We start from the raw sequence: 26,856 nt of genomic DNA, 5'->3' as shown, positions 1-26,856 counted from the left end.
ACGTGTGAGTTCCTGGTCGGCCAGGACGGCACGATCTCCTTCCTGGAGGTCAACACCCGCCTCCAGGTCGAGCACCCGGTGACCGAGGAGGTCGCGGGCATCGACCTGGTCCGTGAGATGTTCCGGATCGCCGACGGCGAGGAACTCGGTTACGGCGACCCGGAGCTGCGGGGGCATTCGTTCGAGTTCCGGATCAACGGTGAGGACCCGGGCCGTAACTTCCTGCCCGCTCCCGGCACCGTCACCCGCTTCGACGCGCCCTGCGGCCCCGGTGTCCGCCTGGACGCGGGCGTCGAAGCCGGCAGCGTCATCGGCCCGGCCTGGGACTCGCTGCTGGCCAAGCTGATCGTCACCGGCCGCACCCGCGCCGAAGCCCTCCAGCGGGCCGCCCGCGCACTGGACGAGTTCCAGGTCGAGGGCATGGCCACCGCGATCCCCTTCCACCGGGCCGTCGTCCGCGACCCCGCCTTCGCCCCTGCCGAGGGCCACTTCACCATTCACACCCGCTGGATCGAGACCGAGTTCGTCAACGAGATCAAGCCCTTCACGGTCCCGGCATCCGATACCGACGCCGAGGCCCAGGACGAGGCGGGCCGGGAGGCGGTCGTCGTCGAGGTCGGCGGCAAGCGCCTGGAGGTCTCGCTGCCCGCGTCGCTCGGCATGACCCTGGCCCGCACCGGCCTGGCCGCCGGTGCCAAGCCCCGGCGCCGGGCGGCGAGGAGGTCCGGCCCGGTCGCCTCCGGCGACAGCCTCGCCTCGCCGATGCAGGGCACGGTCGTCAAGGTCGCGGTCGAGGAGGGCCAGGAGGTCAAGGAAGGCGAGCTGATCGTCGTCCTGGAGGCCATGAAGATGGAGCAGCCGCTCAACGCGCACAAGGCCGGCACCGTCAAGGGCCTCGCCGCCGAGGTCGGCGTCGCCCTCACCTCCGGTGCCGTGATCTGCGAGATCAAGGACTGACCACACCCCCCGGGGAGGCGCGATCCAGATGTACTTCGACCCACGGGACGACCGCCGCGTCGTACGAGTCGTAGCCGTCCTGCCGGACGGCCACGGGCCCGCGACCCCGCCACCGCCCGCCTGGCGGCTGGCGGGCGAGGACGACGAGATCGATCGCGACCACCCGCACATCTGCCGGGGCGTCGACTGACGACCGGCACCGGCTCCACGGCCGACGCGGGCCCGGTTCCCGCCGGCCGCCCGCTCTCCCGGCACACCGGGCCTCCGGCACACCGGGCTTCCCGCAACACCGGGCTTTTCCCGCGGAATGCGACCCACTTTCCGCTCCCCCTGTCCCACGCACCATCACAAGGAGAGAGCTTCATGCACAGCACCTTGATCGTGGCACGCATGGAACCGGGCTCGGCAGCCGATGTCGCCAAGCTGTTCGGCGCGTTCGACGAGTCCGAGATGCCGCATCTCATGGGTACCCGGCGGCGTCAGCTGTTCCAGTACCGGGGCCTCTACTTCCATCTGCAGGACTTCGACGCGGACAACGGCGGCCGGCTCATCGAGGAGGCCAAGTCCGACGAGCGGTTCGTCCGCATCAGCGAGGACCTGAAGCCCTTCATCGAGGCGTACGACCCGGCCACCTGGCGGTCGCCCGCCGACGCGATGGCCACCCGCTTCTACACCTGGGAGGCGTCCGCATGACCGGCCGTCGCGTCGTCATCACGGGCATCGAGGCCCTCGCCCCCGGTGGCGTCGGCAAGGACAGTTTCTGGGAGCTGCTGAGCGAGGGCCGTACCGCGACCCGGCGGATCAGCTTCTTCGACCCCGGCCCGTTCCGCTCGCAGGTCGCCGCCGAGATGGACTTCGACCCCGAGCGGCACGGCCTCGCCCCGCAGGAGGCCCGCCGGATGGACCGGGCCGCCCAGTTCGCGGTGGTCGCCGCGCGCGGCGCCGTCGCCGACAGCGGGATCGACCTCGCCGCCCACGAACCGCACCGGGTGGGCGTCACCATCGGCAGCGCGGTGGGCGCCACGACCGGCCTCGACGAGGAGTACCGGATCGTCAGCGACGGCGGCCGGCTGCACCTGGTCGACCACGAGTACGCCATACCGCACCTGTACAACTACTTCGTCCCGAGCTCCTTCTCCGCCGAGGTCGCCTGGGCGGTCGGCGCCGAGGGCCCGAACACGGTGGTGTCCACCGGCTGCACCTCCGGTATCGACTCGGTCGGTTACGCGGTCGAGCTGATCCGCGAGGGCTCGGCCGACGTGATGATCGCCGGTTCGTCCGACGCGCCGATCTCGCCGATCACCATGGCCTGCTTCGACGCCATCAAGGCGACGACCCCGCGCCGGGAGGACCCGGAGCAGGCGTCCCGGCCCTTCGACGGCACCCGCAACGGCTTCGTGCTCGGCGAGGGCTGCGCGGTGTTCGTCCTGGAGGAACTGGAGAGCGCCCGCCGCCGCGGCGCGCACATCTACGCCGAGATCGCCGGCTACGCCACCCGCTCCAACGCCTACCACATGACCGGCCTCAGGCCCGACGGCGCGGAGATGGCCGAGGCCATCACGGTGGCGCTGGGCGAGGCCCGGATGAACGTGGACGCGATCGACTACATCAACGCCCACGGCTCCGGCACCAAGCAGAACGACCGGCACGAGACGGCCGCCTTCAAGAAGAGCCTCGGCGAGCACGCCTACCGCACGCCGGTCAGCTCCATCAAGTCCATGGTCGGGCACTCGCTCGGCGCCATCGGCTCGATCGAGATCGCGGCCTCGGCGCTGGCCATGGAGCACAACGTCGTACCGCCCACGGCGAACCTGCACACCCCCGACCCGGAGTGCGACCTGGACTACGTCCCGGTCACCGCCCGCGAGCAGCTCACCGACGCGGTGCTGACGGTGGGCAGCGGGTTCGGCGGCTTCCAGAGCGCGATGGTGCTCGCCCGTCCCGAGAGGAGCATGGCATGACCGCGGTGGTGGTGACGGGCCTCGGCGTCACAGCGCCCAACGGCCTGGGGGTCCAGGACTACTGGGAGGCGACCCTCGCAGGGAAGAGCGGCATCGGCCGCATCACCCGCTTCGACCCGGCGCAGTACCCGGCCCGGCTGGCCGGCGAGATACCCGGCTTCGAGGCCGAGGAGCACCTGCCGAGCCGGCTGCTGCCGCAGACCGACCGGATGACCCGGCTGGCCCTGGTCGCCGCCGACTGGGCCCTTGAGGACGCCGGGGTCCGGCCGCGTGACCTGCCCGAGTTCGGCATGGGCGTGGTCACGGCCAGCTCCTCCGGCGGCTTCGAGTTCGGCCAGGGCGAGCTGCAGGCCCTGTGGAGCCGGGGCAGCCAGTACGTCAGCGCGTACCAGTCGTTCGCCTGGTTCTACGCCGTCAACAGCGGCCAGATCTCCATCCGGCACGGGATGAAGGGCCCCAGCAGCGTGGTCGTCAGCGACCAGGCCGGCGGTCTGGACGCGGTGGCCCAGGCCCGCCGCCAGATCCGCAAGGGTACGGGCCTGGTGGTCTCCGGGGCCGTGGACGCCTCCATCTGCCCGTGGGGCTGGGTCGCCCAGCTCGCCGCGCAGGGGCTCACCACGAGCGACGAGCCGAGCCGGGCCTATCTGCCCTTCGACGAGGCGGCCGACGGGTACGTGCCGGGCGAGGGCGGCGCGCTGCTCGTCATGGAGTCCGAGGAGACGGCACGGGCACGCGGCGCGCGGATCTACGGCGAGGTCGCCGGGTACGCCGCCACGTTCGACCCGAAGCCGGGCAGCGGGCGCCCGCCGGCGCTCCGCCGGGCCATCGAACTCGCCCTGGACGACGCCGAGTTGGGCGCCGATGCGGTGGACGTGGTGTTCGCCGACGCGGCGGCCGATCCCGAGCTCGACCGGATCGAGGCGGAGGCGCTCACCGCGGTGTTCGGCCCCGCGGCCGTCCCGGTCACCGCCCCCAAGACGATGACGGGCCGCCTGTACTCGGGTGCCGCGCCCCTCGACCTGGCCGCCGCGTTCCTGGCGATCCGGGACGGCGTGATCCCCCCGACGGTGCACGTCACTCCGTCCCCCGAGCACAACCTCGACCTGGTGACCGACCGCCCCCGCGAGGCCCGGGTCCGCACCGCCCTGGTGGTGGCCCGCGGCCACGGCGGCTTCAACTCGGCGGCGGTGGTACGGGCCCTGCCCTGACCCCCGCCCCTCCGACCGGAAAACTGACCCGAAAGGAACAGCACGTGGACAAGCACGAGTTCACCCTCGACGACCTCAAGCGCATCCTGATCGAGGGCGCCGGAGCCGAGGAGTCCGTCGACCTCGACGGCGACATCCTCGACGAGGACTTCGAGCACCTCGGCTACGAGTCGCTGGCGCTCCTGGAGACCGGCGGCCGTATCGAGCGCGAGTACGGCATCGTCCTGGACGACGACGTCCTGACGGAGAGCAACACGCCCCGCGCCCTCATCGACGCGGTCAACGCCCAGCTGGACGAGGCGACCCAGACCGCCGCCTGACGTTCCGTCATCCCCCCCACTCCGCTGAACCGCCGCCGCCGGCACACCCCCCGACCGGCGGCGGCGCATCCCCCAACCAGCCCTCCAGCCAAGGGAGTTGAAAGAGCATGCCGGAAAAGACGCAGCGGGTCGCCCTGATCACCGGGGCCACCAGCGGAATCGGACTGGCGGTCGCCAGGCAGCTGGGTGCCGCCGGGCACAAGGTCTTCATCGGGGCACGCAACGCCGACAACGTGGCCGAGACGGTCAAGCAGCTCCAGGAGGAGGGCATCGAGGCCGACGGCGCCGCCCTGGACGTCCGTTCGGCGGACGCCGTCCGTGACTTCGTCCAGTCGGCCGTCGACCGCTTCGGCGCCGTCGACGTCCTCGTCAACAACGCCGGCCGCAGCGGCGGCGGAGTGACCGCCGACATCGCGGACGAGCTCTGGGACGACGTCATCGACACCAACCTCAACAGCGTCTTCCGGATGACCCGCGAGGTGCTCAACACCGGTGGCATGCGCGGCCGCAGCTGGGGCCGGATCGTCAACATCGCCTCCACCGCGGGCAAGCAGGGCGTGGTGCTCGGCGCCCCCTACTCCGCCTCCAAGCACGGCGTCGTCGGCTTCACCAAGGCCCTCGGCAACGAGCTCGCGCCGACCGGCATCACCGTCAACGCCGTCTGCCCCGGGTACGTCGAGACGCCGATGGCCCAGCGCGTCCGGCAGGGCTACGCCGCCGCCTACGACACCACCGAGGGCGCGATCCTCGAGAAGTTCCAGGCCAAGATCCCGCTCGGCCGCTACTCCACGCCGGAGGAGGTCGCGGGCATGGTCGGCTACCTCGCCTCCGACACCGCCGCGTCCGTCACCGCGCAGGCGATCAACGTCTGCGGCGGCCTGGGCAACTTCTGACCCCATCCGGACCCCCTGAGGAACCCCAGCCGGACCACCCGAAGAAGAGGACGAGGACGTGACCACGACGGACGCAACGACCACCCGCCAGGTAGCGCACGAGATCACCGTCTCGGCCCCCGCCGACGCCGTCTACCGGCTGATCGCCGAGGTGCAGAACTGGCCGCAGATCTTCCCCCCGACCATCCACGTCGACCACCTGGAGAAGGACGAGCGCGAGGAGCGCATCCGGATCTGGGCCACCGCCAACGGCGAGGCCAAGAACTGGACCTCGCGCCGCACCCTGGACCCGGACGGCCGCCGGATCACCTTCCGTCAGGAGGTCTCCGCGCCCCCGGTCGCCGCGATGGGCGGCGCCTGGGAGATCGAGGAGCGGGGCGGCGAGTCGCTGGTACGGCTGCTGCACGACTACCGGGCCGTCGACGACGACCCCGCGAGCCTCGCCTGGATCGACGAGGCGGTCGACCGCAACTCCCGCTCGGAGCTGGCCGCCCTGAAGGAGAACGTCGAACGCGCCCACTCCGCCCGCGAGCTGACCTTCTCCTTCGAGGACACGGTGCTGATCGAGGGCTCGGCCAAGGACGTCTACGACTTCATCAACGACGCCCACCTGTGGGTGGACCGGCTGCCGCACGTGGCCCGCGTCGGGTTCGAGGAGCCGACGCCCGGTCTGCAGGTCCTGGAGATGGACACCAGGGCCAAGGACGGCTCGACGCACACCACCAAGTCGTACCGGGTGACCTTCCCGCACCGCGCGATCGCCTACAAGCAGGTGACCCTGCCGGCCCTGATGACCCTGCACACCGGGCTGTGGACGTTCGAGGAGTACCCGCGCGGGGTCGCCGCCACCTCGCAGCACACGGTCGTGCTCAACCCGGACAACATCGCGCGGATCCTCGGCGCGCACGCCACGGTCGAGGACGCCCGCGAGTACGTCCAGGGCGCGCTGAGCACCAACAGCCGTGCCACGCTGCGGCACGCCAAGGACCACGCGGAGAAGAGCCGCTGACCATGGCCACCGACAGCTCCCCGGCCCGGCCCGCCAAGGGCCCGGCGGCAACCCGTGTGATCGTGGTGGGGGCGGGCCCCGTGGGGCTCTTCCTCGCCGGTGAACTCCGGCTGGGCGGCGCCGACGTGGTCGTCCTGGAGCGGCTGCGCACCCCCACCACGGAGTCCCGCGCCTCCACCCTGCACGCCCGCACCGTGGAACTGTTCGACTGCCGCGGGCTGCTGGCCGCGCTCGGCGATCCGCCGCGTGAACCGCGCGGCCACTTCGGCGGCGTGCCCATGGACCTGACCATGCCGAGCCCGCACTCGGGCCAGTGGAAGGTGCCCCAGACCCGGACCGAGGAACTGCTCCAGGAGTGGGCCGAGTCCCTCGGGGCGGATGTGCGCCGCGGCTGGGAGGTGCGCGGACTCACCCAGCGCGACGGGCACGTGGACGTCGTCGCCGAGACCCCGGACGGACCGCGGCGGCTGCGGGCGGCGTACCTCGTCGCCTGCGACGGCGAGGACAGCACCGTGCGCCGGCTGACCGGGGCGGACTTCCCCGGCACCCCCGCCGGACGGGAACTGCTGCGGGCGGACATCGCCGGGATCGACATCCCCGACCGGCGCTTCGAACGCCTCGACCGCGGCCTCGCCATCGCGGCCCGGATGCCCGGCGGCACCACCCGGGTCATGGTGCACGAGTTCGGCACCCCGGCCCCCGCCCGGACCGGCCCGCCCTCCTTCGCCGAGGTCGTCGGCGCCTGGCGGCGGGTCACCGGCGAGGACCTGAGCGGCGGCCGCCCGGTCTGGCTCAACGCCTTCGGCGACGCCAACCAGCAGCTCACGCAGTACCGGCACGGGCGGGTGCTGTTCGCCGGGGACGCCGCCCACCGCCAGATGCCCAGCGGCGGCCAGGCACTCAACCTCGGGCTGCAGGACGCGGCCAACCTCGGCTGGAAGCTGGCCGCGGTGGCCTGCGGCCGGGCCCCGCAGGGCCTGCTCGACACCTACCACGACGAACGGCACGAGGTCGGGCGCCGGGTGCTCGCCAACATCCGGGTGCAGGCACTGCTGCTGCTCGGCGACCGGGCGGTGGAACCGGCGCGCACCCTGCTCGGCGAGCTGATCGCCGCGGGACCCGCGCGGCAGCACCTCGCGGCGATGATCACCGGGCTCGACATCCGCCACCCCGTGGGCGGCGGCACCCATCCGCTGCTCGGCGCCCGGCTGCCGCTGGGCACCCTGCCGACGCCGGACGGACCGGTGAGCGTGGCCGGACTGCTGCGCACGGGACGCGGGCTGCTGCTCGTCTCCGAGTCCGCCCGCGCCGAACTGCGCTGGCTCGGCAAGGTCTGGTCGGACCGCGTCACCCCGGTCGCGGTACTGCCCGACGCCACCGGGCCGCTGCACGCCGCCGAGGGACGGCCGTACGAGGCCGAGGCACGGCCGTACGACGCCAAGTCGCCCCTGTACGACGCCGACGGGCTGCTGGTCCGCCCGGACGGCCATGTCGCCTGGGCCGGCACGGACCCCTGGGCGGCGACCGCGGCGATCCGCCACTGGTTCGGCCGCCCCGACCCGGGCCTGTGACCCCGGGTCCCCATCTGACTTGCCTTGCTCGTCCCCCTTGCTCGTCCCCCTTGTCCGACTCGGAGAGGAAAGTGCTGTGGACACGGATGTGATCGTTGTCGGCGCGGGGCCCTCGGGCCTCATGCTGGCCGGGGAACTGCGGCTGGGCGGCGCCCGCGTCGTCGTCGTGGAGAAACTGGCGGAGCCGACCGGGCAGTCCCGGGGGCTGGGATTCACGGCCCGCGCCATGGAGGCGTTCGACCAGCGCGGGCTGCTGCCCCGCTTCGGACAGCTGGAGAAGAGCCCGATGGGCCACTTCGGCGGCGTCCAGTTCGACTACACCGTCCTGGAGGACGCCCACTTCGGCGCCCGCGGCGTCCCGCAGTCCCAGACCGAGGCCGTCCTGGAGGACTGGGCCGGGGAACTGGGCGCGGACATCCGCCGGGGCTGGGAGCTGACCAAGCTGGCCGAGGACGCCGACGGCATCGAGATCGTGGCGGACACGCCCGAGGGCGAACGGCGGCTGCGCGCCGCGTACCTCGTGGGCTGCGACGGCGGCCAGAGCGCGGTGCGCAGGATGGCCGGGTTCGACTTCCCCGGCCTGCCGGCCACCCGCCGGATGTACCTGGCCGACGTCACCGGCTGCGAGATCCGGCCCCGCTTCCTCGGGGAGCGGCTGGAGAACGGCATGGTGATGGCCGCGCCGCTGGCGCCGGGCGTGGACCGGATCATCGTCTGCGAGCACGGCACCCCGGCCGGGGACCGGCCCGAGGACGTGCAGTTCGACGAGGTCGCGGCCGCCTGGGAGCGCATCACCGGCGAGTCGCTGGCCGGCGGCGGCGCCGACTGGGTCAGCTCCTTCACGGACGCCACCCGTCAGGTCTCCGTCTACCGCAAGGGCCGGGTGCTGCTCGCCGGGGACGCCGCGCACGTCCATCTGCCGGCCGGCGGCCAGGGGCTGAGCACGGGTGTGCAGGACGCGGTCAACCTCGGCTGGAAGCTGGCCGCGGTGGTCCGGGGCCGGGCTCCGGAGGGCCTGCTCGACACCTACCACGGCGAACGGCACCCCGTCGGCGCCCGGCTGCTGATGAACACCCGGGCCCAGGGCATGATCTTCCTCGGCGGTCCCGAGGCCGATCCGCTGCGGGCCGTGTTCACCGAGCTGATGGGGCTGCCGGAGGTACGCCGCCACCTGGCCGGTGTCGTAAGCCACTTGAACGTCGGCTACGACCTGGGCCCCGCCACCCACCCCCTGCTCGGCCGCCGCCTGCCGCCGCGCCCGCTGCACACGGCCGACGGCACGGAGACCACCACGACGGCCCTGCTGCACGCCGCCCGCGGTGTCCTCCTCGACCTCACCGACAACCCCGAACTCCGCGCGGCCGCGGCCCCGTGGGCGGACCGGGTCACGGTGGTCCGCGCCGCCCCCGACCACCTCGGCGTCTTCGCCGGCGCGACGGCGCTCCTGATCCGCCCCGACGGCCACGTGGCCTGGACGACGGGCGGCGGCCCTTCGCCGACCGGCCCTGGCTCCCTCATCGACGCCACCACCCGTCCCGCCTCCGAACCCGAATCCCGAGCGGAGTCCGCCTTGTCAGGCACCGGCGCACCCGATCCCCGTACGGCGGCCGCCCCGACAGCCCCCCGGCCCACGGGCGCCGTCTCCACCGCCCCCGCTCCCGCCTCCGTGTCCACCGCCTCCGTGTCCACCCGCACCGACCTCGCCACCTCGGTGGACGCCCTCGTCGTCGCCCTCCACCACTGGTTCGGTTCCCCGGAGGTGGGGTGAGCCATGGGCACCGCGTCCCTGTCCGTCGGCCCGCGGGTGCGGCGGATCACGCTCGACGCCGCCGGGCACACCCTGTCGGCCCTGCTGAGCGCACCCGAGGGCCCGCCGCGGGCCACCGTGGTCGCCCTGCACGGTGCCGGGATGAGCGCGGGGTACTTCGACGGCGGGGCGCAGCCCGACGCCTCCCTCTGCGCGCTGGGGGCGCATCTGGGGTTCGCGGTCCTCGCCGTCGACCGGCCCGGTTACGGCGACTCCGCGACCGGGCTCCCGCAGGGCCTGGACCTAGCCGGGCAGGCCCGCGTGCTGCGGGCCGCGCTCGACCGCTTCGGCGCCGAGTACGACATCGGCGGTGGAACGTTCCTGCTCGCCCACTCCTTCGGCGGCAAACTGGCCCTGACCCTGGCCGCCGAAGCCCCGCCGGCCGGACTGCTGGGCCTGGACATCTCCGGCTGCGGCCACCGCTACGCCCCGCGCTCCGCGGAACTGCTCGCCGGACCCGACCGGGCCCGCTGGAAGTACAACTGGGGCCGGCTCGCCCTGTACCCGCCCGCCACCTTCCAGTTCAGCGCGGCCCTGGTCAAGCCCATCCCGGAGCGGGAGCTGAGCGCCGCCCCGGACTGGCCGGGGGTGTTCGACACGCTCGCCCCGCACATCCGCGTCCCGGTACGGCTCACCTTCGCCGAGCACGAACTGTGGTGGCGGCACGACGCCGACGCCCTCGACGACCTGCGGGCCCGGCTCAGCGCCGCGCCCCGGGTGGTCGTCGACCGGCAGCCGGACGCCGGGCACAACATCAGCCTGGGCCGCACCGCCCGCTCCTACCACCTGCGCGCGCTCGCCTTCTTCGAGGAGTGCCTGCCGGAACGGGACGGGCCATGACACCGGCCGTCACCGAAGGACCGACCCGCCGGTTGCTGACCGGCAGCCTGCGCTCGCTGACCGTGCGGAACTTCCGGCTCTTCGCGGCCGGCCAGGTCGTGTCCGCCACCGGCACCTGGATGATGGTCGTCGCCCAGGACTGGCTCGTCCTCGACCTGTCCGGTGGCTCCGGCACCGCGCTCGCCACCGTCACCGCGCTGCAGTTCACCCCGATGCTGCTGCTGACCCTGTACGGCGGTCGGCTCGCCGACCGCCACGACAAGCGCGCCCTGCTGACCGGAGCCAACGTCGTCTCCGGGGTGCTCGCGCTGGCGCTCGGCCTGCTGGTCGTCTCCGGCGCGGCCCGGCTGTGGCAGGTCTGCGTGTTCGCCGCGGCCCTCGGCGTCGCCAACGCCGTCGAGGTGCCCGCCCGGCTGTCCTTCATCGCCGAACTCGTCGGACCCGACCTGGTGCCCAACGCCTCCGCGCTCAGCGGCGCCTACTTCAACATCGCCCGGGTGCTCGGCCCGTCCCTGGCCGGGCTGCTGATCGCGGCCACCGGCACCGGCACCGTGATGCTCCTCAACGCGGTGAGCTACGCGGCCACCGTGGCCGGGCTGCGCGCCATGCGGCCCGGGCAACTGCACCGCCCGCCCCGCCCGGCCGCCGACGCCCGGGTCATGGAAGGCCTGGCCGAACTCCGGTCGCGCCCCGACCTGGTGGCCACCCTGGCCCTGGTCGCGGCGGTGGCCCTGTTCGGCCTCAACCTCCAGCTCACCCTGCCGCTCATGGCGCGCACCGTGTTCCGCACGGACGCCGCGTCCTTCGGGCTGCTCACCGCCGCGCTCGCCGCCGGTTCACTGCTGGCCGCCTTCGCCGGCACCCTGCGCAGGGGCCGCCCCCCGGCCCGCCTGGTCACCGGCTGGGCCTGCGCCTTCGGCGCGCTCGCCGCGGCCACCGGATGGGCGCCGAACCTGCCGACGGCACTGGTCCTGCTCGTCCCGACCGGCTTCGCGTCCCTGTACTTCGCCCAGGCCGCCAACCACCGCGTCCAGCTGGGCAGCGACCCTGCCCACCGGGGCCGCGTCATGGCCGTCTACACGCTGATCCTGCAGGGCACCGCCCCGCTCGGCGCCCTCTTCGTCGGCACCGTCACCCACTACCTGGGAACCCGCTCCGCCCTCTGGGCGGGCGGCCTGATCTCGCTGGCCGCCGCACTCGTGGCGGCCGCCGCCGACCGCGGCGACGCACCCGCCGGGCCACCCCCGGCCACGCGGACGCCGGCCCACACCACCGGAACCGGGAGCCGCCCGTGAACCTCCCCCTCGTACCGAACGTCCCGCGCTCCACCCTGGAAGTGGGCGCGTCGGACCTGCACATCTGGCTGCTGCCGCCGCCCGCCTCGGAACGCGACGTACCGGTCGGCGAACTCGACATCGAGGAGCGACGGCGTGCCGCCGCCTACCGCCGCCAGGAGGACCGGCAGATGTACGCCGCCGCCCATGTGGGGCTGCGCCGGGTCCTCTCGGTCTACACCGGTGTCGCGCCCAAGCGGCTTCCCCTCGGCCGGGAGTGGTGCGAGGAGTGCGAGGAGCGGCACGGCCGTCCGGTCCTGGTCGACCTGCCCGGCGCCCCCGAGTTCTCCCTCTCGCACAGCCACGGTCTGGCCATGGTCGCGATCGCGCGCACCCGGGTCGGCGTCGACGTCCAGGTGCTGCCGTCGCCGGACACCGTGGAGGCCTGTCTGTCCTCGCTGCACCCGGCCGAACAGCAGGAGATCACCCGGCTGTCGGAGGACCGGCGGCAGATGGCCTTCGCCCGGCTGTGGTCCCGCAAGGAGGCCTATCTGAAGGGGCTCGGCACCGGCCTGGCCCGCGCGGCCGACATCGACTACCTCGGCGAGGCGGCCGAGTCCTGGCGCCCGACCGGCTGGGCGGTGCGCAACGTACCGCTGTGCGACGGCCATGTCGGCGCCGCGGCCGCGGCCGGCGACAAGGACTGGCGGGTCTCCATGTACTCCGTGCCCGCCGAGTGGCTCTACGCCCGGGACGCCGTGGAGCGGATCGCCACCGTCGAACCGGGCCTGCGCACCGTGCTGCGCGCCCACAATCCGTCCTCCGTCCAGACGCACGCCCTCATCGACACCCGGAACAGGAAGGAAAGGGCCCAGGCATCATGACCGTCATCGATCCCGGGACTCCCGTGCTGGAGACCGCCCCGGACGCCCCGGACGCCTGCGAGGTGGACCGGCTGACCGAGCTGCAGATCATCAAGGACCTGGCCCGTACGGGCCACGACCCCAAGGCCACCGAGCGCCAGCACGCCAAGGGCAAGCTGACCGCCCACGAACGCATCGAACTGCTCCTGGACCCGGGCTCGTTCACCGAGGTCGAGCAGTTGCGCCGGCACCGCGCCACCGGCTTCGGCCTGGAGAAGAAGCGCCCCTACACCGACGGCGTGATCACCGGCTGGGGCACGGTCCACGGCCGTACCGTCTTCGTCTACGCGCACGACTTCCGGATCTTCGGCGGCGCCCTCGGCGAGGCCCACGCCCAGAAGATCCACAAGATCATGGACATGGCCGTGGCGGCGGGGGCCCCGCTCGTGTCCCTGAACGACGGCGCCGGCGCCCGTATCCAGGAGGGCGTCTCCGCGCTCGCCGGCTACGGCGGCATCTTCCAGCGCAACACCCGCGCCTCCGGGGTGATCCCGCAGATCAGCGTGATGCTCGGCCCCTGCGCGGGCGGCGCCGCCTACTCGCCCGCCCTGACCGACTTCGTCTTCATGGTCCGCGACATCGCCCAGATGTTCATCACCGGCCCCGACGTGGTCAAGGCGGTCACCGGCGAGGAGATCACCCAGAACGACCTGGGCGGCGCCGACGTCCACGCCAGCGCCTCGGGTGTGGCCCACTTCGCCTACGACGACGTACGCAGCTGCATGGAGGACGTACGGCACCTGCTGTCGCTGCTGCCGTCCAACAACCGCGAGCTGCCGCCCAGGACACCGAGTTCGGACCCTGCCGACCGGCGCACCGACCGGGTGCTGGAACTGGTCCCCGGGGACCCCGGCCGGGTCTACGACATCCGTACCGTCATCGAGGAGATCGTCGACGACGGCGACTACTTCGAGGTGCACGCGGACTGGGCGACCAACGTGGTGTGCGCGCTGTCCCGGCTCGACGGCGACGTCGTCGGCATCGTCGCCAGCCAGCCGGCCTCCTTCGCCGGGGTCCTGGACATCGACGCCAGTGAAAAGGCCGCGCGGTTCGTGCAGTTCTGCGACGCCTTCAACATCCCGCTGGTCACGCTGATCGACGTACCGGGCTTCCTGCCGGGCGTGGCCCAGGAGCACAACGGCATCATCCGCCGCGGCGCCAAGCTCCTCTACGCCTACTGCAACGCCACCGTGCCCCGTATCTCCCTCGTCCTGCGCAAGGCCTACGGCGGCGCGTACATCGTCATGGACTCCCGCTCGATCGGCACCGACCTGGCCCTCGCCTGGCCCACCAACGAGATCGCGGTGATGGGCGCCGAGGGCGCGGCGAACGTGATCTTCCGCCGGGAGATCGCGGCGGCGGACGACCCGGAGGCCACCCGCGCCCAGAAGATCAAGGAGTACCAGTCGGAGCTGATGCACCCCTACTACGCGGCCGAACGCGGACTGATCGACGACGTCATCGACCCGCGCGAGACCCGCTCCACCCTCATCCGCGCCCTGGCGATGCTCCGCAGCAAGCAGGCCGACCTGCCGTCGCGCAAGCACGGCAACCCGCCTCAGTGAGCGCGCCGGAGGGGGCGGACGGCGCCCTGGTCATCAAGGTCGTGAAGGGACAGGCGAGCCCCGCCGAGCTCGCCGCCCTGACCACCGTCCTGCTCGCCCGCGCGGCCGCCCTGGCCGCCGCGGACGTCAGTCCTCTCGTACCCCGCCCGGTGGCCGGCTGGCACCGCCCGGAACGCCTCGCGACCCACCGCGACCCACGCGGCTGGCACGTCGCCGGCGCCCGAGCGGCCTGACGGCGCACGGACCCCCAATGCCCCCGCCCCCCGACCTCCCTCGACCGCGCCGACCCGGTCGAGGGACACACCGGGGCCACGGCCCGCCCACACGACGCACGACCGCACTGCATGACCGCGACCCGGGACCCGCGGCCCGGGACCCGCGGCCCGGGACCCGGGACCCGCGGCCCGGGACCCGGGACCCGCGGCCCGGGACCCGGGACCCGCGACCCGCGACCGCGACCCGGACCCGCGACCGCGACCCGGACCCGCGACCGCGACCCGGGACCCGCGACCTCGTCCCGCGTCCCGCGATCCACGACCGTGACGCACGATCGCGAACACCACCCGCGACCGCGGCGCATGACATCGACCCATGACCGCGACCCACGCCCCTCCCACGTCAGACGAAAGGACGATGAGACCGTGTCAGTCATACCGACGACGAATGCGCTGAACCTGGGCGCCCTGCGCGAGACCCCCGGTGACGACCGCCGGCGGGTGTTCGAGGTGTTCCTGTGCCGGAAGCTGGCGCAGCACCTGGACATCCCCCCGGCCCACCGCATCGCCCGCGACCGTCCCCTGCACACCCAGGGCCTCGACTCCCTCACGGCCCTGACCCTCCAGCGCACGCTGGAGACGGCCCTCCACATCCCGGTACCGGCCCACCACCTCCTGCGCGAACAGTCGGTCGGCGAACTGGCCGCGACCCTGAGCGAGCTGGTCGACCGGACCTGAGCCTCCTCAGACGATCCCGTGCACCGTCTTGGGCGGCGCCGATGCCGGTGCCTGGTAGGGCGGTGCGCCGGTGAAGGTGCCGAGCGCGGCCGCGGCCCTGCGGTGGGCGGCGGCCGTGCCGGGGTCGCCCAGCGCCTCCGCGGCGGCGGCCATGCCCAGCAGGGCACGGGCCTGCTCGACGCGGTAGCGGATCGCCGACGCCAGTTGGTGGGCGTGCGTGTGCAGGGCGAGCGCCTCGTCGTACTCGCCGCGGCGCAGCCGGAGCCGGCCGATGAGGTTCTCGACCTGCGCCTGGCGGGTGGGACTGTCGCTGGCGTGGGCGAGCCGGAGCGCGGGCCCCGCACAGGCCTCGACCTCGGCGTGGTCGCCGAGGCACTGGGCGACCTCGGCGGAGAGCGCGAGGACCAGGGCGAAGTCGCCGGGCGGACTGAAGTCGTCACAGCGCTCACGGGCGCGTCTCAGACAGGCCCGGGCTTCCCCGTACTCGCCGAGACCGACATGCGCGAAGGCGAGGTCGGTGAGGGCCATCACCTCGTTGTCGCGGTGGTCGACGTCCCGGTGGATCGCCAGGGCCTGCCGGGCCGCCTCGGCGGCCTCCGCGTACCTGCCCCGCTGCTCGTGCAGGGTGCTGAGGTTGGTGAGGGTCTCCGCCTCCGCCCGGGGGATGTCCAGTTCGCGCTCCAGGGCGATGGCGCGTTCCAGGTGCGGCAGCGCCTCGGCGTGCTGGCCGAGCACGGTCAGGAGCAGGCCGATCGTGGACTCGCTGTGCGCCTCGGTGTGCTTGTCGCCCAGGCGCCGGGCGATGTCCCGGCCCTCGCTGACGACCTCGATCCCCTCGTCGAAATGGCCGAGTTTCCAGCAGGCGACGCCCAGGTTGGACAGGCTCACGCCGAGCAGGGCGAGGTCCTCCAGCCGGCGGGCGGCGGCCACCGCGATCTGGCTGAGGTCCCGGAAGTCCTCGAACCGTCCACGCGTGTTGAGCTGGAAGACGATGTTCCGGGTGAGCGCGACCGTGTGCCGGTCGAGGCCGTGGCGGTCGGCCAGGGTGACGGCGGAGAGCAGGCTGGTGTGCTCGCGGTCGAACCACTGGGCGGCGCGTTCCGGGCCCGGGAGCGGCGGCAGCTCACCGGAGAAGGCGCCGATGCCGGTGGCACTGCGTTTGCGGCCGGGGAAGAGCAGCTGGCAGGCCTCCTCGGAGGCGGCCAGATAGTAGTCCAGAAGGCGTTCCACCGCCGCGGCGTCGTCGCGTTCGGTGGCGGGGCCGCGCTGGCTCTGGGCGAAGTTCCGTACCAGGTCGTGGAACCGGTAGAGGTCCATGTCCGGCTGCTGGAGGAGGTGCACGTCCAGGAGCCGCTCCAGGATGGTCTCCGAACCGCGGGGATCCATGCCGAGCAGGGCGGCCGTCGAGTGGGCGTCGAGGTCGGACCCCGGGTGCAGGCTCAGCATCCGGAAGGCGGCCCGGTGTTCCTCGTCCATCGCCTGGTACGACAGGCGCAGGCTGGCGGCGACGCTGCGCTCGCCGACGCTGAGCTCCTCGAGCCGGCGGGTCTCGTCGTGCAGCCGGTCGGCGAGGTAGCGGACGGTCCACCGGGGCCGGTTGCGCAGCCGGGCGGCGACGATCCGCAGGGCGAGGGGGAGCCGGCCGCAGAGTTCGACCAGTTCGGCCGTGGCATCCGGCTCGGCGGTGACCCGGGCGGTGCCGAGCATCTCGGTGAGGAGCTGCTCGCCGTCCCCGTGGGACATGGGGCCGATGGAGATCCACTCGGCGCCGTCGAGGTCGAACAGCCGGGACCGGCTGGTGACCAGGACCAGGCAGCCGTGGGCCGGCGGGAGGAGCGGCAGGATCTGCGCGGTGTCGTGCGCGTTGTCCAGAAGGAGCAGCACCCGGCGGTCGGCGAGCGCGGACCGCCACATCGCGGCACGGCCCTCGGCGTCGTCGGGGATGCGCTCGGCGGGCGTGCCGACCGCGCGCAGCAGGCTCTCCAGGGCCGCGGCCGGGGTGACGGAGCGCTCGCCGGGGGTGAAACCCTGCAGGTCTATGTGGAGTTGGCCGTCGGGGAAGAGGGCGGCGACCTGGCGGGCGGCGCGCACGGCGAGCGAGGTCTTGCCGCTGCCGCCCATGCCGTCTATGGCGACCATGGTGGTGCGCTGCGCGGGCGTACCGGCCGAGTCGGAATGCGGCGCATGCCCGGCCGCGCCCGAAGAATCGTTCTTTCGGTGAATGCAGGCGAGCAGGGCGGCGAGGTCCTCACGACGGCCGGTGAAGTCGGCGAGGTCGTAGGGGAGAGTACAGGGCGCCGGGGACGCGGACGGCGCGGTTCCGGCCACGCCGGTGCCCGGCCCGGTGGGTGCGCCGGCCACGAGGGCGGGTGGCGGGACGGGTGGGCCGGCCATGGCGGCGAGTGGTGGGGCGGGTGCGCCGGTCATGGCGACGGGGGGCAGGGCGGGCACGGGGACACCGGATACGGGCACACCGGACACGGGCACACCGGTACCGACAGCGGGGCCGGGGGTGAACGTGGGGGCAGCCGCGGGCTCGACGCGCTGAACGGCGTGATCCGGCTGAACCGACGGCAGGAGGGCTTGGCCGGGGTGGAGGGCCTGACCGAGTGGGCCGGGCTGGCCGGGCTGGAGGGCCTGAACAGGCTGGACGGTCCGACCGGAAGCAGGATCGGGCCGTGTGGGCAAGGGGGCCGAGGGCGCCAGGGGCGCCGGAGGCGTCGGCCGTTCCGGGGCGGCGAGTTCGGGGGCCTCCCGGAGGATGCCCTCGTAGAGGCGGGTCAGCGGGCGGCCGGGATCGATCCCGAGTTCCTCGGCGAGGAGTTCGCGGACCTTGCCGTACTCCTCCAGCGCCTCCGCCTGGCGGCCGCTGCGGTAGAGGGCGACCATCAGATGGCCGCGCAGGGTCTCCCGCAGCGGGTGCTCGGAGATCAGCCGGCGCAGGTCCGTGACGAGTTCGGCGGCCTCCCCGAGGCCGAGACGGAGTTCCAGGAGCTGCTCGGCGGCGGCGAGATGCCGTTCGCCGAGAGCGGTCGCGGCGGCCTCGATCACCGGGCCGTCCATGCCGGACAGCACCGGACCGCGCCAGAGCGCCAGGGCCCGGCGCAGCGCCGCGACGGCGTTCGCGGCGCGCCCTTCGGCGATGGCCCGGCTCGCGGTGGCGGTGCGGTCGGTGAACTCCAGGAGGTCCAGGCGGGTGCCGTCGACCGTCACGCGGTATCCGGGGCCCTGGGTGAGGATCAGCCCGCTGCCGCCGGGGATGCGCCGGCGCAGATGGGCGACGGCCTTGCGGACCTGGTGTGCCGCGGTGGTCGGCGGAGCCTCGCTCCAGACGGCCTCCACAAGCCGACTGACCGGTACGAGTCTGTGGGGTTCGAGCAGCAGCATGGCCAGGACCCGTTCCTGCACGGGTCCGCCGAGATGGAGTCTGGACGAACCCGACCAACCCTCGAGCGGGCCGAGGATGTTGAAACGTACGGCCTGTTGCTGCTTGCCTTCCTCGTACTCCGCGTTCTCCACATGCCCCCCTTGCCGGCCGAGGCGGTGGTTGGTCGCCTCACCGGTTCCCGCGTCCCCTGTCAGTAGCCGTGCGTACCGGCGAGATCATAGGCGGTCGTCCCGGGGGTTGACACCCTCAGTTACCGGCCGGGGGCGGAGGGCGGTACAGCGATGGGGGAATCGTTGGTTCCGCCTGCCGGGCGCGGCCGTGTCCACGGGACCGGCCCGGCCGTACCCGCCGGACCTGCGCGGTCGTACCGGCGGAAGCGGCGTCGCCGTGTCCACGGCGCCGGGAACGGCGTTGCCCGCAGGACCGGAACGGCGGCACCCGCGGGACGGTGACAGCCGTTCCCGCGCGGCCGTTCCCGCCCTTCCCGGCAAACCGGTACGGCGGTTTCCGCATGGCCGGTACGGCGATTTCCGCACCGTCGGTACGGCGGTTCCCGCACCGGCGGTACCGCCGTTCCCGGCCGCACGGGAACGGCGGTACCGGGGCCGGGAACAGGAGGGGACCGGTTCGGGAAGGGGCGGTTCGAGTATCGGTGCAGCCGAGCGAGAACCTCACCAACTCAAAGGGGAAACAGACGTGCGGAACAAGCCGAGCGGGTTCAAGGGATTCACCGGTCTCCTCACCGCGGCCACCCTGGCCCTGGGGCTGAGCCTGGGCCTGGGAGTGGCCGCCGGTACGTCGCTGACCGCCGGCGGGAGCGCCACCGGTGCCGTCACCCTCGCGGACAACCAGGGGCCGACGTCGGTCACCCCGTGAGGCCGCGGCCGGGCCGCACGCCGGTGAGTTCTCTTCGCCGGCCACCCTCCACCGATCCTGCCTTGGAGTCACCTTGGACATCCGTCAGCTGACGACCTTCCACAAGGTCGCCACACTCCTCAGCTTCACTCGTGCCGCCACCGAGCTCAAGTACGCGCAGTCCAGTGTGACGGCGCAGATCAAGGGGCTGGAGGCATCGCTCGGGGTCGAGCTCTTCGAGCGGCTCACGGGAAAGATCCAGCTCACCCCGGCCGGTCGGCGGCTGCTGCCCTACGCCGAACAGATGCTGTCGCTCGCGGGCGAGGCCCGTGGTGTCGCCCTCGGGGAGGGAGAGCCCTCGGGCGTCCTCACCATCGGCACCATGGAGAGCGTCACCTCCTACCGGATGCCGCCGGTACTGGAGCTCTTCCTGCACCGCTATCCGCTGGTGCACCTGGTGCTGCGGCCCAGCCTGTGCGCCGAGACCCTGCACTCGCTGCGTCAGGGCACCTTCGACATGGGCTTCCTGATGGAGGCCGAGACCCGGCACTCGGGTGTGGAGAGCGAGGTGCTGGGCCGCGAACCGCTGGTCCTGGTGGCCTCGCCCGGCCATCCGCTGGCCGGCGACGAGAAGGTCACCCTGGAGCAGCTGCGCGAGGTACAGGTACTGGCCCCGGAGGCCGGCTGCGCCTACCGGGAGCTGTTCGAGGCCGAGTTGAACGACGGGACCGGCGAGCCGGTGCCGTTCCTGGAGTTCGGCAACATCGAGTCCATCAAGCGGGGCCTGACGGTCGGGCTGGGTGTCAGCCTGCTGCCCAGGATGACCGTGGCCGACGACATCGCCGCGGGGGCGCTCACCGAGCTGGCCTGGGACCCGCCGTTCGAGGTCTACACCCAGCTCGCCTGGCGGCGCGGCCGGCGCATCAGCCGGGAGATGCGGCTGTTCATCGACCGGACGGTGGAGTGCATGGCAGGGGAGTACGCCACGCCGGCCGACAGCTGACCGGAGGCGGTACCGCCGCCAGGTGTGCGGTACCGCCCGCACAGCCTCAACCCGCAGATCGGACCGGATGATTCCCGGCATCGCGTATTCCGGGGGATCTTCCCTGGACGTCCTTGTACACACCCGGACATGATTTTTGGAGTCCGCTGGTCATGCTACGGAGGAGGAATACGTGTCGAACAATCTAGTGCGTAAGGGCCGGAAGTTCGTCGTCTCGAGCGTTTCCTCCGACGCACATATGTGGAACCTCGTTTTTCTCCAGCTATTACTGGAGGAACACGGCGGAGAAGTGCGCAATCTGGGCGCCTGCGTGCCTGATGAACTCATCATGGAGGAGTGCCGCGCCGAGCGTCCGGACGTCCTGGTCATCAGCACGGTCAACGGTCACGGGCACCTCGACGGCCTCCGGCTGATCCGGAAGATCCGTCAGGATCCCGGCCTCGCCGACCTGCGTGTCGTCATCGGCGGAAAACTCGGTGTGCGCGGCGCGGAGAACATCGCATTCGTCAAGGAACTCGTGACGGGCGGTTTTGACGCGGTGTTCGAGTCCGAGGGCGGACTGCAGGATTTCCAGGAATTCCTCTCCGGACTGGAGTCGGCCGCCCGGCCCGCACTCCCCGCGGCCGGCGGGATCACCGGAGTTTCCGGCACCTCCGCGACCACGGCCGCCGACCTCTTCGAACTCGCCCCGCTGGACGCGGCCGCATGAACACCGTCGGAGCACCCGGACAGTACACGGGCACCGGCCCGGCGCGGGGTCTGGTGGCACCGGTGGCCGCCCCCGGCCCGAGCCGCAGCCGTTTCTCCGCGTTCGTCCGGAAGTCCGCCGACGCCGGCCGGCTCGTCGTGCAGCCGCGCATGGGCTTCGCCGAACTTCCCGTCATGCGCGAGGGGTTGCGGGGCGTCCGGGCCGCCCGGGCCACCGCCGTCGGCACCATCACCCTGGACAGCTACACCCGGGTCAACGACCACGACTCCGCCCGTGCGGCGCTGCGCACCGGCGCCGAGCTCAACGGCTTCCCGCTGGTCGCCCACGGTCCGCAGGCGACCCGGGACATGCTCGGCGACCTGGCCGGACCCGACTTCCCGATCCAGGTCAGGCACGGCTCCGCGCTGCCGTACCCGCTGTTCCAGGCGATGGTGGAGGCGGGGATCGACGCCACCGAGGGCGGTCCCGTCTCGTACTGCCTGCCCTACAGCAGGGTGCCGCTCGCCGAGGCCACCGACGCCTGGGCGCGCTGCTGCGATCTGCTCGCGGCCCAGGACGAGCAGATGCATCTGGAGAGCTTCGGCGGCTGCATGCTCGGCCAGCTGTGCCCGCCGAGCCTGCTGGTGGCGCTCAGCGTGCTGGAGGCGCTGTTCTTCCGGGAGCACGGCCTGTCCAGCATCTCGCTGAGCTACGCCCAGCAGACCAACCAGGCCCAGGACCTGGAGGCACTGGCCGCGCTGCGCCGGCTGGCCGGCGAGCGGCTCGGGGCCACCGACTGGCATGTCGTCCTCTACACCTACATGGGCGTCTACCCGCGCACCCCGATGGGCTCCTTCCGGATCCTGGAGGACAGCGCACGCCTCGCGGTGCGCAGCGGCACCGAGCGGCTGATCGTGAAGACCCCGGCCGAGGCGTTCCGGATCCCGACCGTCGCCGAGAACGTCGACGCGCTGGAGTTCGCCGCCGCCGTCGCCGCCGACGCCGCCGAGCGCCCCGAGCCGGTGGCGGCCACCGCGACGGGCCTGTACGAGGAGGCCCGGATGCTGGTGGACAGCACCCTCGACCTGGCCCCGACGGTGGGCTCCGCGCTGGTGCGGGCCTTCGCCCGCGGCCACCTCGACGTGCCGTTCTGTCTGCACCAGGACAACGCCAACGTCTCCCGCGCCTATGTCGATCCGCACGGCCTGCTGCGCTGGGCGCGGCCCGGCGCGATGCCGCTGGAGCCGGCGGACACCGAGTCCGTGCGACCGCTCTCCGCGCAGAGCCTGATCGAGATGCTCGGCTACAACGAACGGCGCTTCGACCGCGAACAACTCGTCCGAGTCCGCCAGTGGAGTCTGTCATGAGCATCGCGACCGAGATCAACTCCCCGCTGACCACGGCCGCTTCGGCTCCGGCCGCGTTCCGCACCCTCGGCGAGGTCCGGGCGCGCGGTGCGCTGCGGGCCGCCGTCAGCCGGGGCATCGCCGGGCTCTCGCAGCGCGGTGCGGACGGGCGCTGGGCGGGGCTCGACACCGACATCGCACGGGCCGTGGCCGCCGCGGCCCTCGGCGACCCGGAGGCGGTCGAATGGCTGCCGTCCGACCCGGCCGAGCGGCTGGACCGGCTGGTGGCCCGCGAGGCCGAACTGACCGTCTGCAACCTGACCTGGACGCTCGGCCGAGAGGCGGCGTGGCCGGTGCTGTTCGCCGGGGTCACCTGTTACGACGGCGAGGGCTTCATGGTCCGCGCGGACAGCGGGATCGACCACCCGGAGCAGCTCGCCGGGGCCCGCCTCGCCGTGCAGGCCGGCACCACCAGCGCCGCCAACCTGGCCGCCTGGTACGGGAGAAGGGGCCTGGTGGCGGTCGAGCCGGTGGCCTTCCCGACCCCGGCCGCGACCCTCGCCGCGTACGCGGACGGCGACTGCCTCGCCTACGTCCTGGACCGTACGGCCCTCGCGGGCGAGCGGGCCGCGCTGCCGGACCCCTGGAACCACCGGGTCCTCGACGCCTCGATCTCCCGCGAGCCGATGGGCGCCGCCGTCCTGGACGACGACGCGCACTGGTACCGGCTGTGCCGCTGGGTGCTGCAACTGCTGACCGCCGCCGAGCACCACGTCGACGAGGCGGGCCCCGGCCACCGGGCCGAGGCGCTCGACGAGGCCGCCCGGCTCGCCGGACCGCACGGCCCCGCGGTGGGCCTCGACGAGAACTGGGCGCAGCGCGTCCTCGACGCCGTCGGCAGCTACGCCGACATCTACGAACGGAACCTGGGCGGCGCCTCCGGGCTGGGAGTGCCGCGCGGACTCAACGAGCTGTGGACCCGGGGCGGCCTGCACTACGCCGTCCCCCTGCACTGACCGGCGGGCCGGCCCCCCGCCGGCCCGACCCGCGGCCACCCCCGAAGTCTCCGAGGAGGGACTGTCCATGAGCACCGACCAACGTTCGACCAGCACGGAGCTGAAAGGAACGGTGGAACTGACGATCGCCATGGTGCTCTCGGGCACCCTCGGCGTCTTCGTCATCGAGTCCGGGGCCTCCCCGTTCAACGTCGTCTTCTTCCGCTGCGTCTTCGGCGCGGTCGCGCTGGGCCTCTACTGCCTGGCCCGCGGATTCTTCAGGAACCACAACTTCACCCCGAAGAAACTGGGCCTGGCCGCGCTGGGCGGTGTCTTCATCGTCTTCAACTGGGTCCTGCTGTTCTCGTCGTACAAGAACACCTCGATCTCCGTGGCGACCGTCGTCTACCACACCCAGCCGTTCTACGTGGTGCTGCTCGGGGTGCTGCTGTTCCGGGACAAGCTGACCGCCGCCAAGTTCGGCTGGCTGGTCGTCGCCTTCGCCGGTCTGATCCTGACCGCCGGGGTCTCGCTCTCCGACTTCGAGGGCGGCGGCGACTCGGCGTATCTGGTCGGCCTCGGCGAGGCGCTGCTCGCGGCCCTCTTCTACGCCCTGTCCACCGTCATCACCAAGCGGGTCACCGGGGTCCGGCCGCACCTGGTCGCGCTGGTGCAGGTGACCCTCGGCATCCCGCTGCTGCTGCCCTTCGCCTCCTTCGGCGCCATGTCGGGCATGGGCATGCGCTGGGGCTGGCTGGTCGGCCTCGGCCTGATCCACACCTGCCTGATGTACGTCCTCATGTACTCCTCGTACCAGAAGCTGCCCACCCCGAAGATCGCCGTCCTCGCCTTCATCTACCCGGCGGTCGCGATGCTCAGCGACTGGGCGGTCTACGGCCACCGGATCAGCCTCGTCCAGGCGCTCGGCATCCCGCTGATCGTCGCGGCCAGCCTGGGCGTGAACCTGGGCTGGACCTTCGGACCGCGCCGCCGCCCGGCCAAGGCCGAGGAGCCGGCCGCGGCCGCGCAGCCCGGCAGCGCACCGGCCGACGTTCCCGAGCCCGCGCAGGCCGCTGCCGCCGGCGCCGAGAAGCTCACGATCGGAGATTCCCGATGACCACCGCCACACCTTCCGCCGAGTCCCAGCCGGGCGGGGCCGACCCGTCCGCCGCGCCCCGGGTGGCGATCGTCGGTGCCACCGGCGCCGTCGGCAGCACCCTGATCGAGCTGATCGAGCAGCGCGGGCTGCGCTACCGCGAACTGCACCTGGTCGCCTCCTCCCGGTCCGCGGGCCGCGTGCTCACCGTCGGCGGGCAGGAGTACGAGGTCCAGGCGATCGAGAACTTCGACTTCGCACAGGCCGACGTGGCCTTCTTCTCCGCGGGCACGTCGGTCAGCGAGAAGTGGGTCCCGGTCGCCACCGCGGCCGGCACCCTGGTGATCGACAACACCATCGCCTTCCGCATGGACCCCGACTCCCCGCTGGTCGTGCCGCAGGTCAACGCCCACGAACTGGACCGCGCCCCGAAGAGCGGTGTGATCGCCAACCCGAACTGCTCCACCATCCCGCTGGTCCGGCTGCTGCGCGGTGTCGAGGACCGCTGGGGCATCCGGCACGTGGTGGTCAGCACCTACCAGGCCGCCTCGGGCCTCGGTTACTCCGGCATGGACGAGTTGCACGAGTCCAGCAGGGCCTCCCTGGACGGCGCCGGCGAGAAGTTCGAGTCGCGGCACTTCGAGCCGTCGCTCGCCTTCAACGTGATCCCGAAGATCGACCGCTTCCTGGACTCCGGTTTCACCCTGGAGGAGCAGAAGATGCTCCAGGAGTCCCGGAAGATCCTCGACCTGCCGCACCTGGACGTCACCACGACCTGTGTCCGGGTCCCGGTCGCCAACTGCCACTCCGAGGCCGTCTACGTCGAGTGCCACACACCGGTGGAGCGCGCCGAGCTGATGGAGGTGCTCTCCGGTCTCCCCGAGGTCGTCGTCGACGACCGGGACGACCCGAAGGAGTTCCCGACGCCGGCCGCCGTGGGCAGCTCGGACCTCGTCCACGTCGGGCGGGTCCGGATCACGCAGAGCAACCCCCGCGCGTTCTGGCTGTGGCTGGTCGCCGACAACCTCCGCATCGGTGCCGCGCTCAACGCCGTGCAGATCGCCGAGGAACTGGTGGAACGGGGCACTCTGTGACTGCCCCCTCCGCTCCGTCCGTACTGAAGTTCGGCGGCTCCAGCTTCCGCACCCTGGCGTCGTACGGGTCGCTGGCCGAGGCGCTGGGCCGCCGGATCGACGAGGACGGCACCAAGCTGGTGATCGTGGTCAGCGGCCAGCCGGGCGAGACCGAGCAGTTCCGGGACCGGCTCAGCCGGGTCAACCCGCACCCCGAGGACGAGACCGTGGCCGGTCTGCTGACCCTGGCGGACACCGTCGGCGCGCAGCTCCTGGCCACCGCCCTGCACCGGGCGGGCCGCAGCGCCACCGTGCTCGCCGGGCACCAGCTCGGCCTGGTGACCGACTCGGCGTTCATGTGGGCGCGGCTGGAGCACTCCGACCCGGAGCCGATCCGGACCGCGCTGCGCGAGCACGACGTGGTGGTCGTGCCCGGCGGCCAGGCGGCCGACTCCCAGGGTCGGCCGACCTGGCTCGGCAAGAACAGCTCCGACCTCTCCGCGGTGGCGCTGGCCGCCGCGCTGGGCGCCCCGCGCTGCGAGATCCACTCCGACGTGGACGGCATCTACAGCACCGACCCGCACCTGGTCAGCGGCACCCGGCTGCTCAAGGAGGTGTCGTACGACATCGCCGCGATGATGTCGCTCTACGGGGCGAAGGTGCTGCACCGCAGGTCCGTGCGGCTCGCGCAGAAGAACCGGGTGGAGATCGTCTGCCGGCTCAACAGGGCGCCGTTCCGGGCGGGTTCGGTCATCGGCACCCAGGGTGCCTCGGCCGCCGCCGTGGTCCTCAACCAGCGCTCGACCGTCCTGCGCTACGACCGTGAGCAGGACGCGGACCTCGCCTTCGCCGCGTTCCACGGCGCCAACATCGACACCGTCCGGCTCACCACCGGGCCGCTGGTCGCGGTGATCGGCGGCTTCGTCGACCTGGAGGAGTTCCAGCGCCGGAAGGGCCTGGTCCCCGGTGCGGTCGCGGGAGTTCCGGTCACGGCGCTGCGCGGCAGCAAGGCGGCCACCCATCTCGCCGCGGACGAGGACGACGCGCTGCACCTGGCGCAGCGCCTGCACGACGTACTGCAGGACCCCGACGCCCTGTTCCCCGAACCCGAACTGCTGGGAGTGTGACCAG

Annotated in this window: 25 protein-coding genes; 24 read left to right on the top strand and 1 reads right to left on the bottom strand. The window is 72.8% G+C overall.

Translation table 11 applies throughout. The annotated features are described in order from the left end of the window. From AB0D85_RS35100 to AB0D85_RS35025, 16 genes are all read left to right on the top strand, one after another. The coding region (locus tag AB0D85_RS35100; RefSeq protein ID WP_362329138.1) for a biotin/lipoyl-containing protein at positions 1-957 on the top strand (957 nt) is incomplete at its 5' end. Positions 958-985: 28 nt separating this feature from the next. Beyond that, on the top strand, positions 986-1,147 hold the full coding sequence (locus AB0D85_RS35095) for a hypothetical protein (RefSeq protein ID WP_362329136.1): 162 nt from the start codon (positions 986-988) through the stop codon (positions 1,145-1,147). 173 nt (positions 1,148-1,320) lie between these two features. Continuing rightward, the gene (locus AB0D85_RS35090) at positions 1,321-1,650 is read left to right on the top strand and encodes a TcmI family type II polyketide cyclase (RefSeq protein ID WP_362329134.1); all 330 of its coding nucleotides are present in this window, start codon (positions 1,321-1,323) and stop codon (positions 1,648-1,650) included. Continuing rightward, complete coding sequence (locus AB0D85_RS35085) at positions 1,647-2,918, top strand: beta-ketoacyl-[acyl-carrier-protein] synthase family protein (protein ID WP_362329131.1); 1,272 nt, start codon at positions 1,647-1,649, stop codon at positions 2,916-2,918. The genes AB0D85_RS35090 and AB0D85_RS35085 overlap by 4 nt, the downstream gene beginning before the upstream one ends. After that, positions 2,915-4,126, top strand: a complete 1,212-nt coding sequence (locus tag AB0D85_RS35080; protein WP_362329129.1) for a ketosynthase chain-length factor — start codon at positions 2,915-2,917, stop codon at positions 4,124-4,126. Before AB0D85_RS35085 ends, AB0D85_RS35080 begins: the two co-directional genes overlap by 4 nt. A 44-nt stretch (positions 4,127-4,170) precedes the next feature. Then, positions 4,171-4,446, top strand: a complete 276-nt coding sequence (locus AB0D85_RS35075) for an acyl carrier protein (RefSeq protein ID WP_362329127.1) — start codon at positions 4,171-4,173, stop codon at positions 4,444-4,446. 107 nt (positions 4,447-4,553) lie between these two features. Beyond that, positions 4,554-5,339, top strand: coding sequence for a 3-oxoacyl-ACP reductase FabG (fabG, locus tag AB0D85_RS35070; RefSeq protein ID WP_362329125.1), 786 nt, complete (start codon positions 4,554-4,556; stop codon positions 5,337-5,339). A gap of 58 nt (positions 5,340-5,397) precedes the next feature. Continuing rightward, positions 5,398-6,348, top strand: coding sequence for an aromatase/cyclase (locus tag AB0D85_RS35065; RefSeq protein WP_362329123.1), 951 nt, complete (start codon positions 5,398-5,400; stop codon positions 6,346-6,348). Positions 6,349-6,350: 2 nt separating this feature from the next. Then, the gene (locus AB0D85_RS35060) at positions 6,351-7,919 is read left to right on the top strand and encodes an FAD-dependent monooxygenase (protein ID WP_362329121.1); all 1,569 of its coding nucleotides are present in this window, start codon (positions 6,351-6,353) and stop codon (positions 7,917-7,919) included. Positions 7,920-7,995: 76 nt separating this feature from the next. Continuing rightward, complete coding sequence (locus AB0D85_RS35055) at positions 7,996-9,687, top strand: FAD-dependent monooxygenase (protein ID WP_362329119.1); 1,692 nt, start codon at positions 7,996-7,998, stop codon at positions 9,685-9,687. Between the two features lie 3 nt (positions 9,688-9,690). Continuing rightward, positions 9,691-10,566 carry an alpha/beta fold hydrolase gene (locus AB0D85_RS35050; RefSeq protein ID WP_362329117.1) on the top strand — a complete coding sequence of 292 codons (876 nt, stop codon included), beginning with the start codon at positions 9,691-9,693 and terminating at the stop codon, positions 10,564-10,566. After that, on the top strand, positions 10,563-11,861 hold the full coding sequence (locus AB0D85_RS35045) for an MFS transporter (protein ID WP_362329115.1): 1,299 nt from the start codon (positions 10,563-10,565) through the stop codon (positions 11,859-11,861). The genes AB0D85_RS35050 and AB0D85_RS35045 overlap by 4 nt, the downstream gene beginning before the upstream one ends. Beyond that, positions 11,858-12,724 (top strand): 4'-phosphopantetheinyl transferase superfamily protein, encoded by an 867-nt coding sequence (locus tag AB0D85_RS35040; RefSeq protein WP_362329113.1) that lies wholly within the window; start codon positions 11,858-11,860, stop codon positions 12,722-12,724. The genes AB0D85_RS35045 and AB0D85_RS35040 overlap by 4 nt, the downstream gene beginning before the upstream one ends. Beyond that, positions 12,721-14,328, top strand: coding sequence for an acyl-CoA carboxylase subunit beta (locus tag AB0D85_RS35035; RefSeq protein ID WP_362329111.1), 1,608 nt, complete (start codon positions 12,721-12,723; stop codon positions 14,326-14,328). Before AB0D85_RS35040 ends, AB0D85_RS35035 begins: the two co-directional genes overlap by 4 nt. Further along, the gene (locus AB0D85_RS35030) at positions 14,325-14,561 is read left to right on the top strand and encodes an acyl-CoA carboxylase epsilon subunit (protein ID WP_362329109.1); all 237 of its coding nucleotides are present in this window, start codon (positions 14,325-14,327) and stop codon (positions 14,559-14,561) included. Before AB0D85_RS35035 ends, AB0D85_RS35030 begins: the two co-directional genes overlap by 4 nt. A 408-nt stretch (positions 14,562-14,969) precedes the next feature. After that, complete coding sequence (locus AB0D85_RS35025) at positions 14,970-15,281, top strand: acyl carrier protein (protein ID WP_362329107.1); 312 nt, start codon at positions 14,970-14,972, stop codon at positions 15,279-15,281. Positions 15,282-15,287: 6 nt separating this feature from the next. On the opposite strand, the gene AB0D85_RS35020 is transcribed toward AB0D85_RS35025, so the two are convergent. Next, on the bottom strand, positions 15,288-18,800 hold the full coding sequence (locus AB0D85_RS35020) for a BTAD domain-containing putative transcriptional regulator (RefSeq protein ID WP_362329105.1): 3,513 nt from the start codon (positions 18,798-18,800) through the stop codon (positions 15,288-15,290). A 565-nt stretch (positions 18,801-19,365) separates the two neighbouring features. On the opposite strand from AB0D85_RS35020, the gene AB0D85_RS35015 reads away from it, so the two are divergent. The 8 genes from AB0D85_RS35015 to AB0D85_RS34980 all read left to right on the top strand — a co-directional run bounded on the left by AB0D85_RS35015 (position 19,366) and on the right by AB0D85_RS34980 (position 26,852). Next, positions 19,366-19,545 carry a hypothetical protein gene (locus AB0D85_RS35015; protein WP_362329103.1) on the top strand — a complete coding sequence of 60 codons (180 nt, stop codon included), beginning with the start codon at positions 19,366-19,368 and terminating at the stop codon, positions 19,543-19,545. 73 nt (positions 19,546-19,618) lie between these two features. After that, entirely contained in the window at positions 19,619-20,527 is a 909-nt protein-coding gene (locus AB0D85_RS35010; RefSeq protein WP_362329101.1) for a LysR family transcriptional regulator, read from the top strand. Positions 20,528-20,699: 172 nt separating this feature from the next. Next, entirely contained in the window at positions 20,700-21,236 is a 537-nt protein-coding gene (locus AB0D85_RS35005; RefSeq protein ID WP_362329099.1) for a cobalamin-dependent protein, read from the top strand. Then, positions 21,233-22,582, top strand: coding sequence for a methylaspartate mutase (locus AB0D85_RS35000; protein ID WP_362329097.1), 1,350 nt, complete (start codon positions 21,233-21,235; stop codon positions 22,580-22,582). Before AB0D85_RS35005 ends, AB0D85_RS35000 begins: the two co-directional genes overlap by 4 nt. Continuing rightward, on the top strand, positions 22,579-23,577 hold the full coding sequence (locus AB0D85_RS34995) for a transporter substrate-binding domain-containing protein (protein WP_362329095.1): 999 nt from the start codon (positions 22,579-22,581) through the stop codon (positions 23,575-23,577). Before AB0D85_RS35000 ends, AB0D85_RS34995 begins: the two co-directional genes overlap by 4 nt. A 67-nt stretch (positions 23,578-23,644) precedes the next feature. Then, the gene (locus tag AB0D85_RS34990) at positions 23,645-24,673 is read left to right on the top strand and encodes a DMT family transporter (protein WP_362329093.1); all 1,029 of its coding nucleotides are present in this window, start codon (positions 23,645-23,647) and stop codon (positions 24,671-24,673) included. Beyond that, complete coding sequence (locus AB0D85_RS34985) at positions 24,670-25,746, top strand: aspartate-semialdehyde dehydrogenase (protein ID WP_362329090.1); 1,077 nt, start codon at positions 24,670-24,672, stop codon at positions 25,744-25,746. The genes AB0D85_RS34990 and AB0D85_RS34985 overlap by 4 nt, the downstream gene beginning before the upstream one ends. Next, positions 25,743-26,852, top strand: a complete 1,110-nt coding sequence (locus AB0D85_RS34980; RefSeq protein ID WP_362329088.1) for an aspartate kinase — start codon at positions 25,743-25,745, stop codon at positions 26,850-26,852. Before AB0D85_RS34985 ends, AB0D85_RS34980 begins: the two co-directional genes overlap by 4 nt. Positions 26,853-26,856: the final 4 nt, after the last annotated feature.

Source organism: Streptomyces sp. NPDC048277, from assembly GCF_040652235.1.
GTDB lineage: Bacteria > Actinomycetota > Actinomycetes > Streptomycetales > Streptomycetaceae > Streptomyces.
Note: the sequence above shows the minus strand (reverse complement) of the source record. Positions and strands in the feature narration are given on the sequence as shown.

Bases quoted from the DNA above. Each gene is read 5' to 3' on its own strand.
- AB0D85_RS35095 (WP_362329136.1), top strand. From the start codon at position 986: ATGTACTTCGACCCACGGGACGACCGCCGCGTCGTACGAGTCGTAGCC.
- AB0D85_RS35090 (WP_362329134.1), top strand. From the start codon at position 1,321: ATGCACAGCACCTTGATCGTGGCACGCATGGAACCGGGCTCGGCAGCC.
- AB0D85_RS35085 (WP_362329131.1), top strand. From the start codon at position 1,647: ATGACCGGCCGTCGCGTCGTCATCACGGGCATCGAGGCCCTCGCCCCC.
- AB0D85_RS35080 (WP_362329129.1), top strand. From the start codon at position 2,915: ATGACCGCGGTGGTGGTGACGGGCCTCGGCGTCACAGCGCCCAACGGC.
- fabG (WP_362329125.1), top strand. From the start codon at position 4,554: ATGCCGGAAAAGACGCAGCGGGTCGCCCTGATCACCGGGGCCACCAGC.
- AB0D85_RS35060 (WP_362329121.1), top strand. From the start codon at position 6,351: ATGGCCACCGACAGCTCCCCGGCCCGGCCCGCCAAGGGCCCGGCGGCA.
- AB0D85_RS35050 (WP_362329117.1), top strand. From the start codon at position 9,691: ATGGGCACCGCGTCCCTGTCCGTCGGCCCGCGGGTGCGGCGGATCACG.
- AB0D85_RS35045 (WP_362329115.1), top strand. From the start codon at position 10,563: ATGACACCGGCCGTCACCGAAGGACCGACCCGCCGGTTGCTGACCGGC.
- AB0D85_RS35035 (WP_362329111.1), top strand. From the start codon at position 12,721: ATGACCGTCATCGATCCCGGGACTCCCGTGCTGGAGACCGCCCCGGAC.
- AB0D85_RS35000 (WP_362329097.1), top strand. From the start codon at position 21,233: ATGAACACCGTCGGAGCACCCGGACAGTACACGGGCACCGGCCCGGCG.
- AB0D85_RS34995 (WP_362329095.1), top strand. From the start codon at position 22,579: ATGAGCATCGCGACCGAGATCAACTCCCCGCTGACCACGGCCGCTTCG.
- AB0D85_RS34990 (WP_362329093.1), top strand. From the start codon at position 23,645: ATGAGCACCGACCAACGTTCGACCAGCACGGAGCTGAAAGGAACGGTG.
- AB0D85_RS34985 (WP_362329090.1), top strand. From the start codon at position 24,670: ATGACCACCGCCACACCTTCCGCCGAGTCCCAGCCGGGCGGGGCCGAC.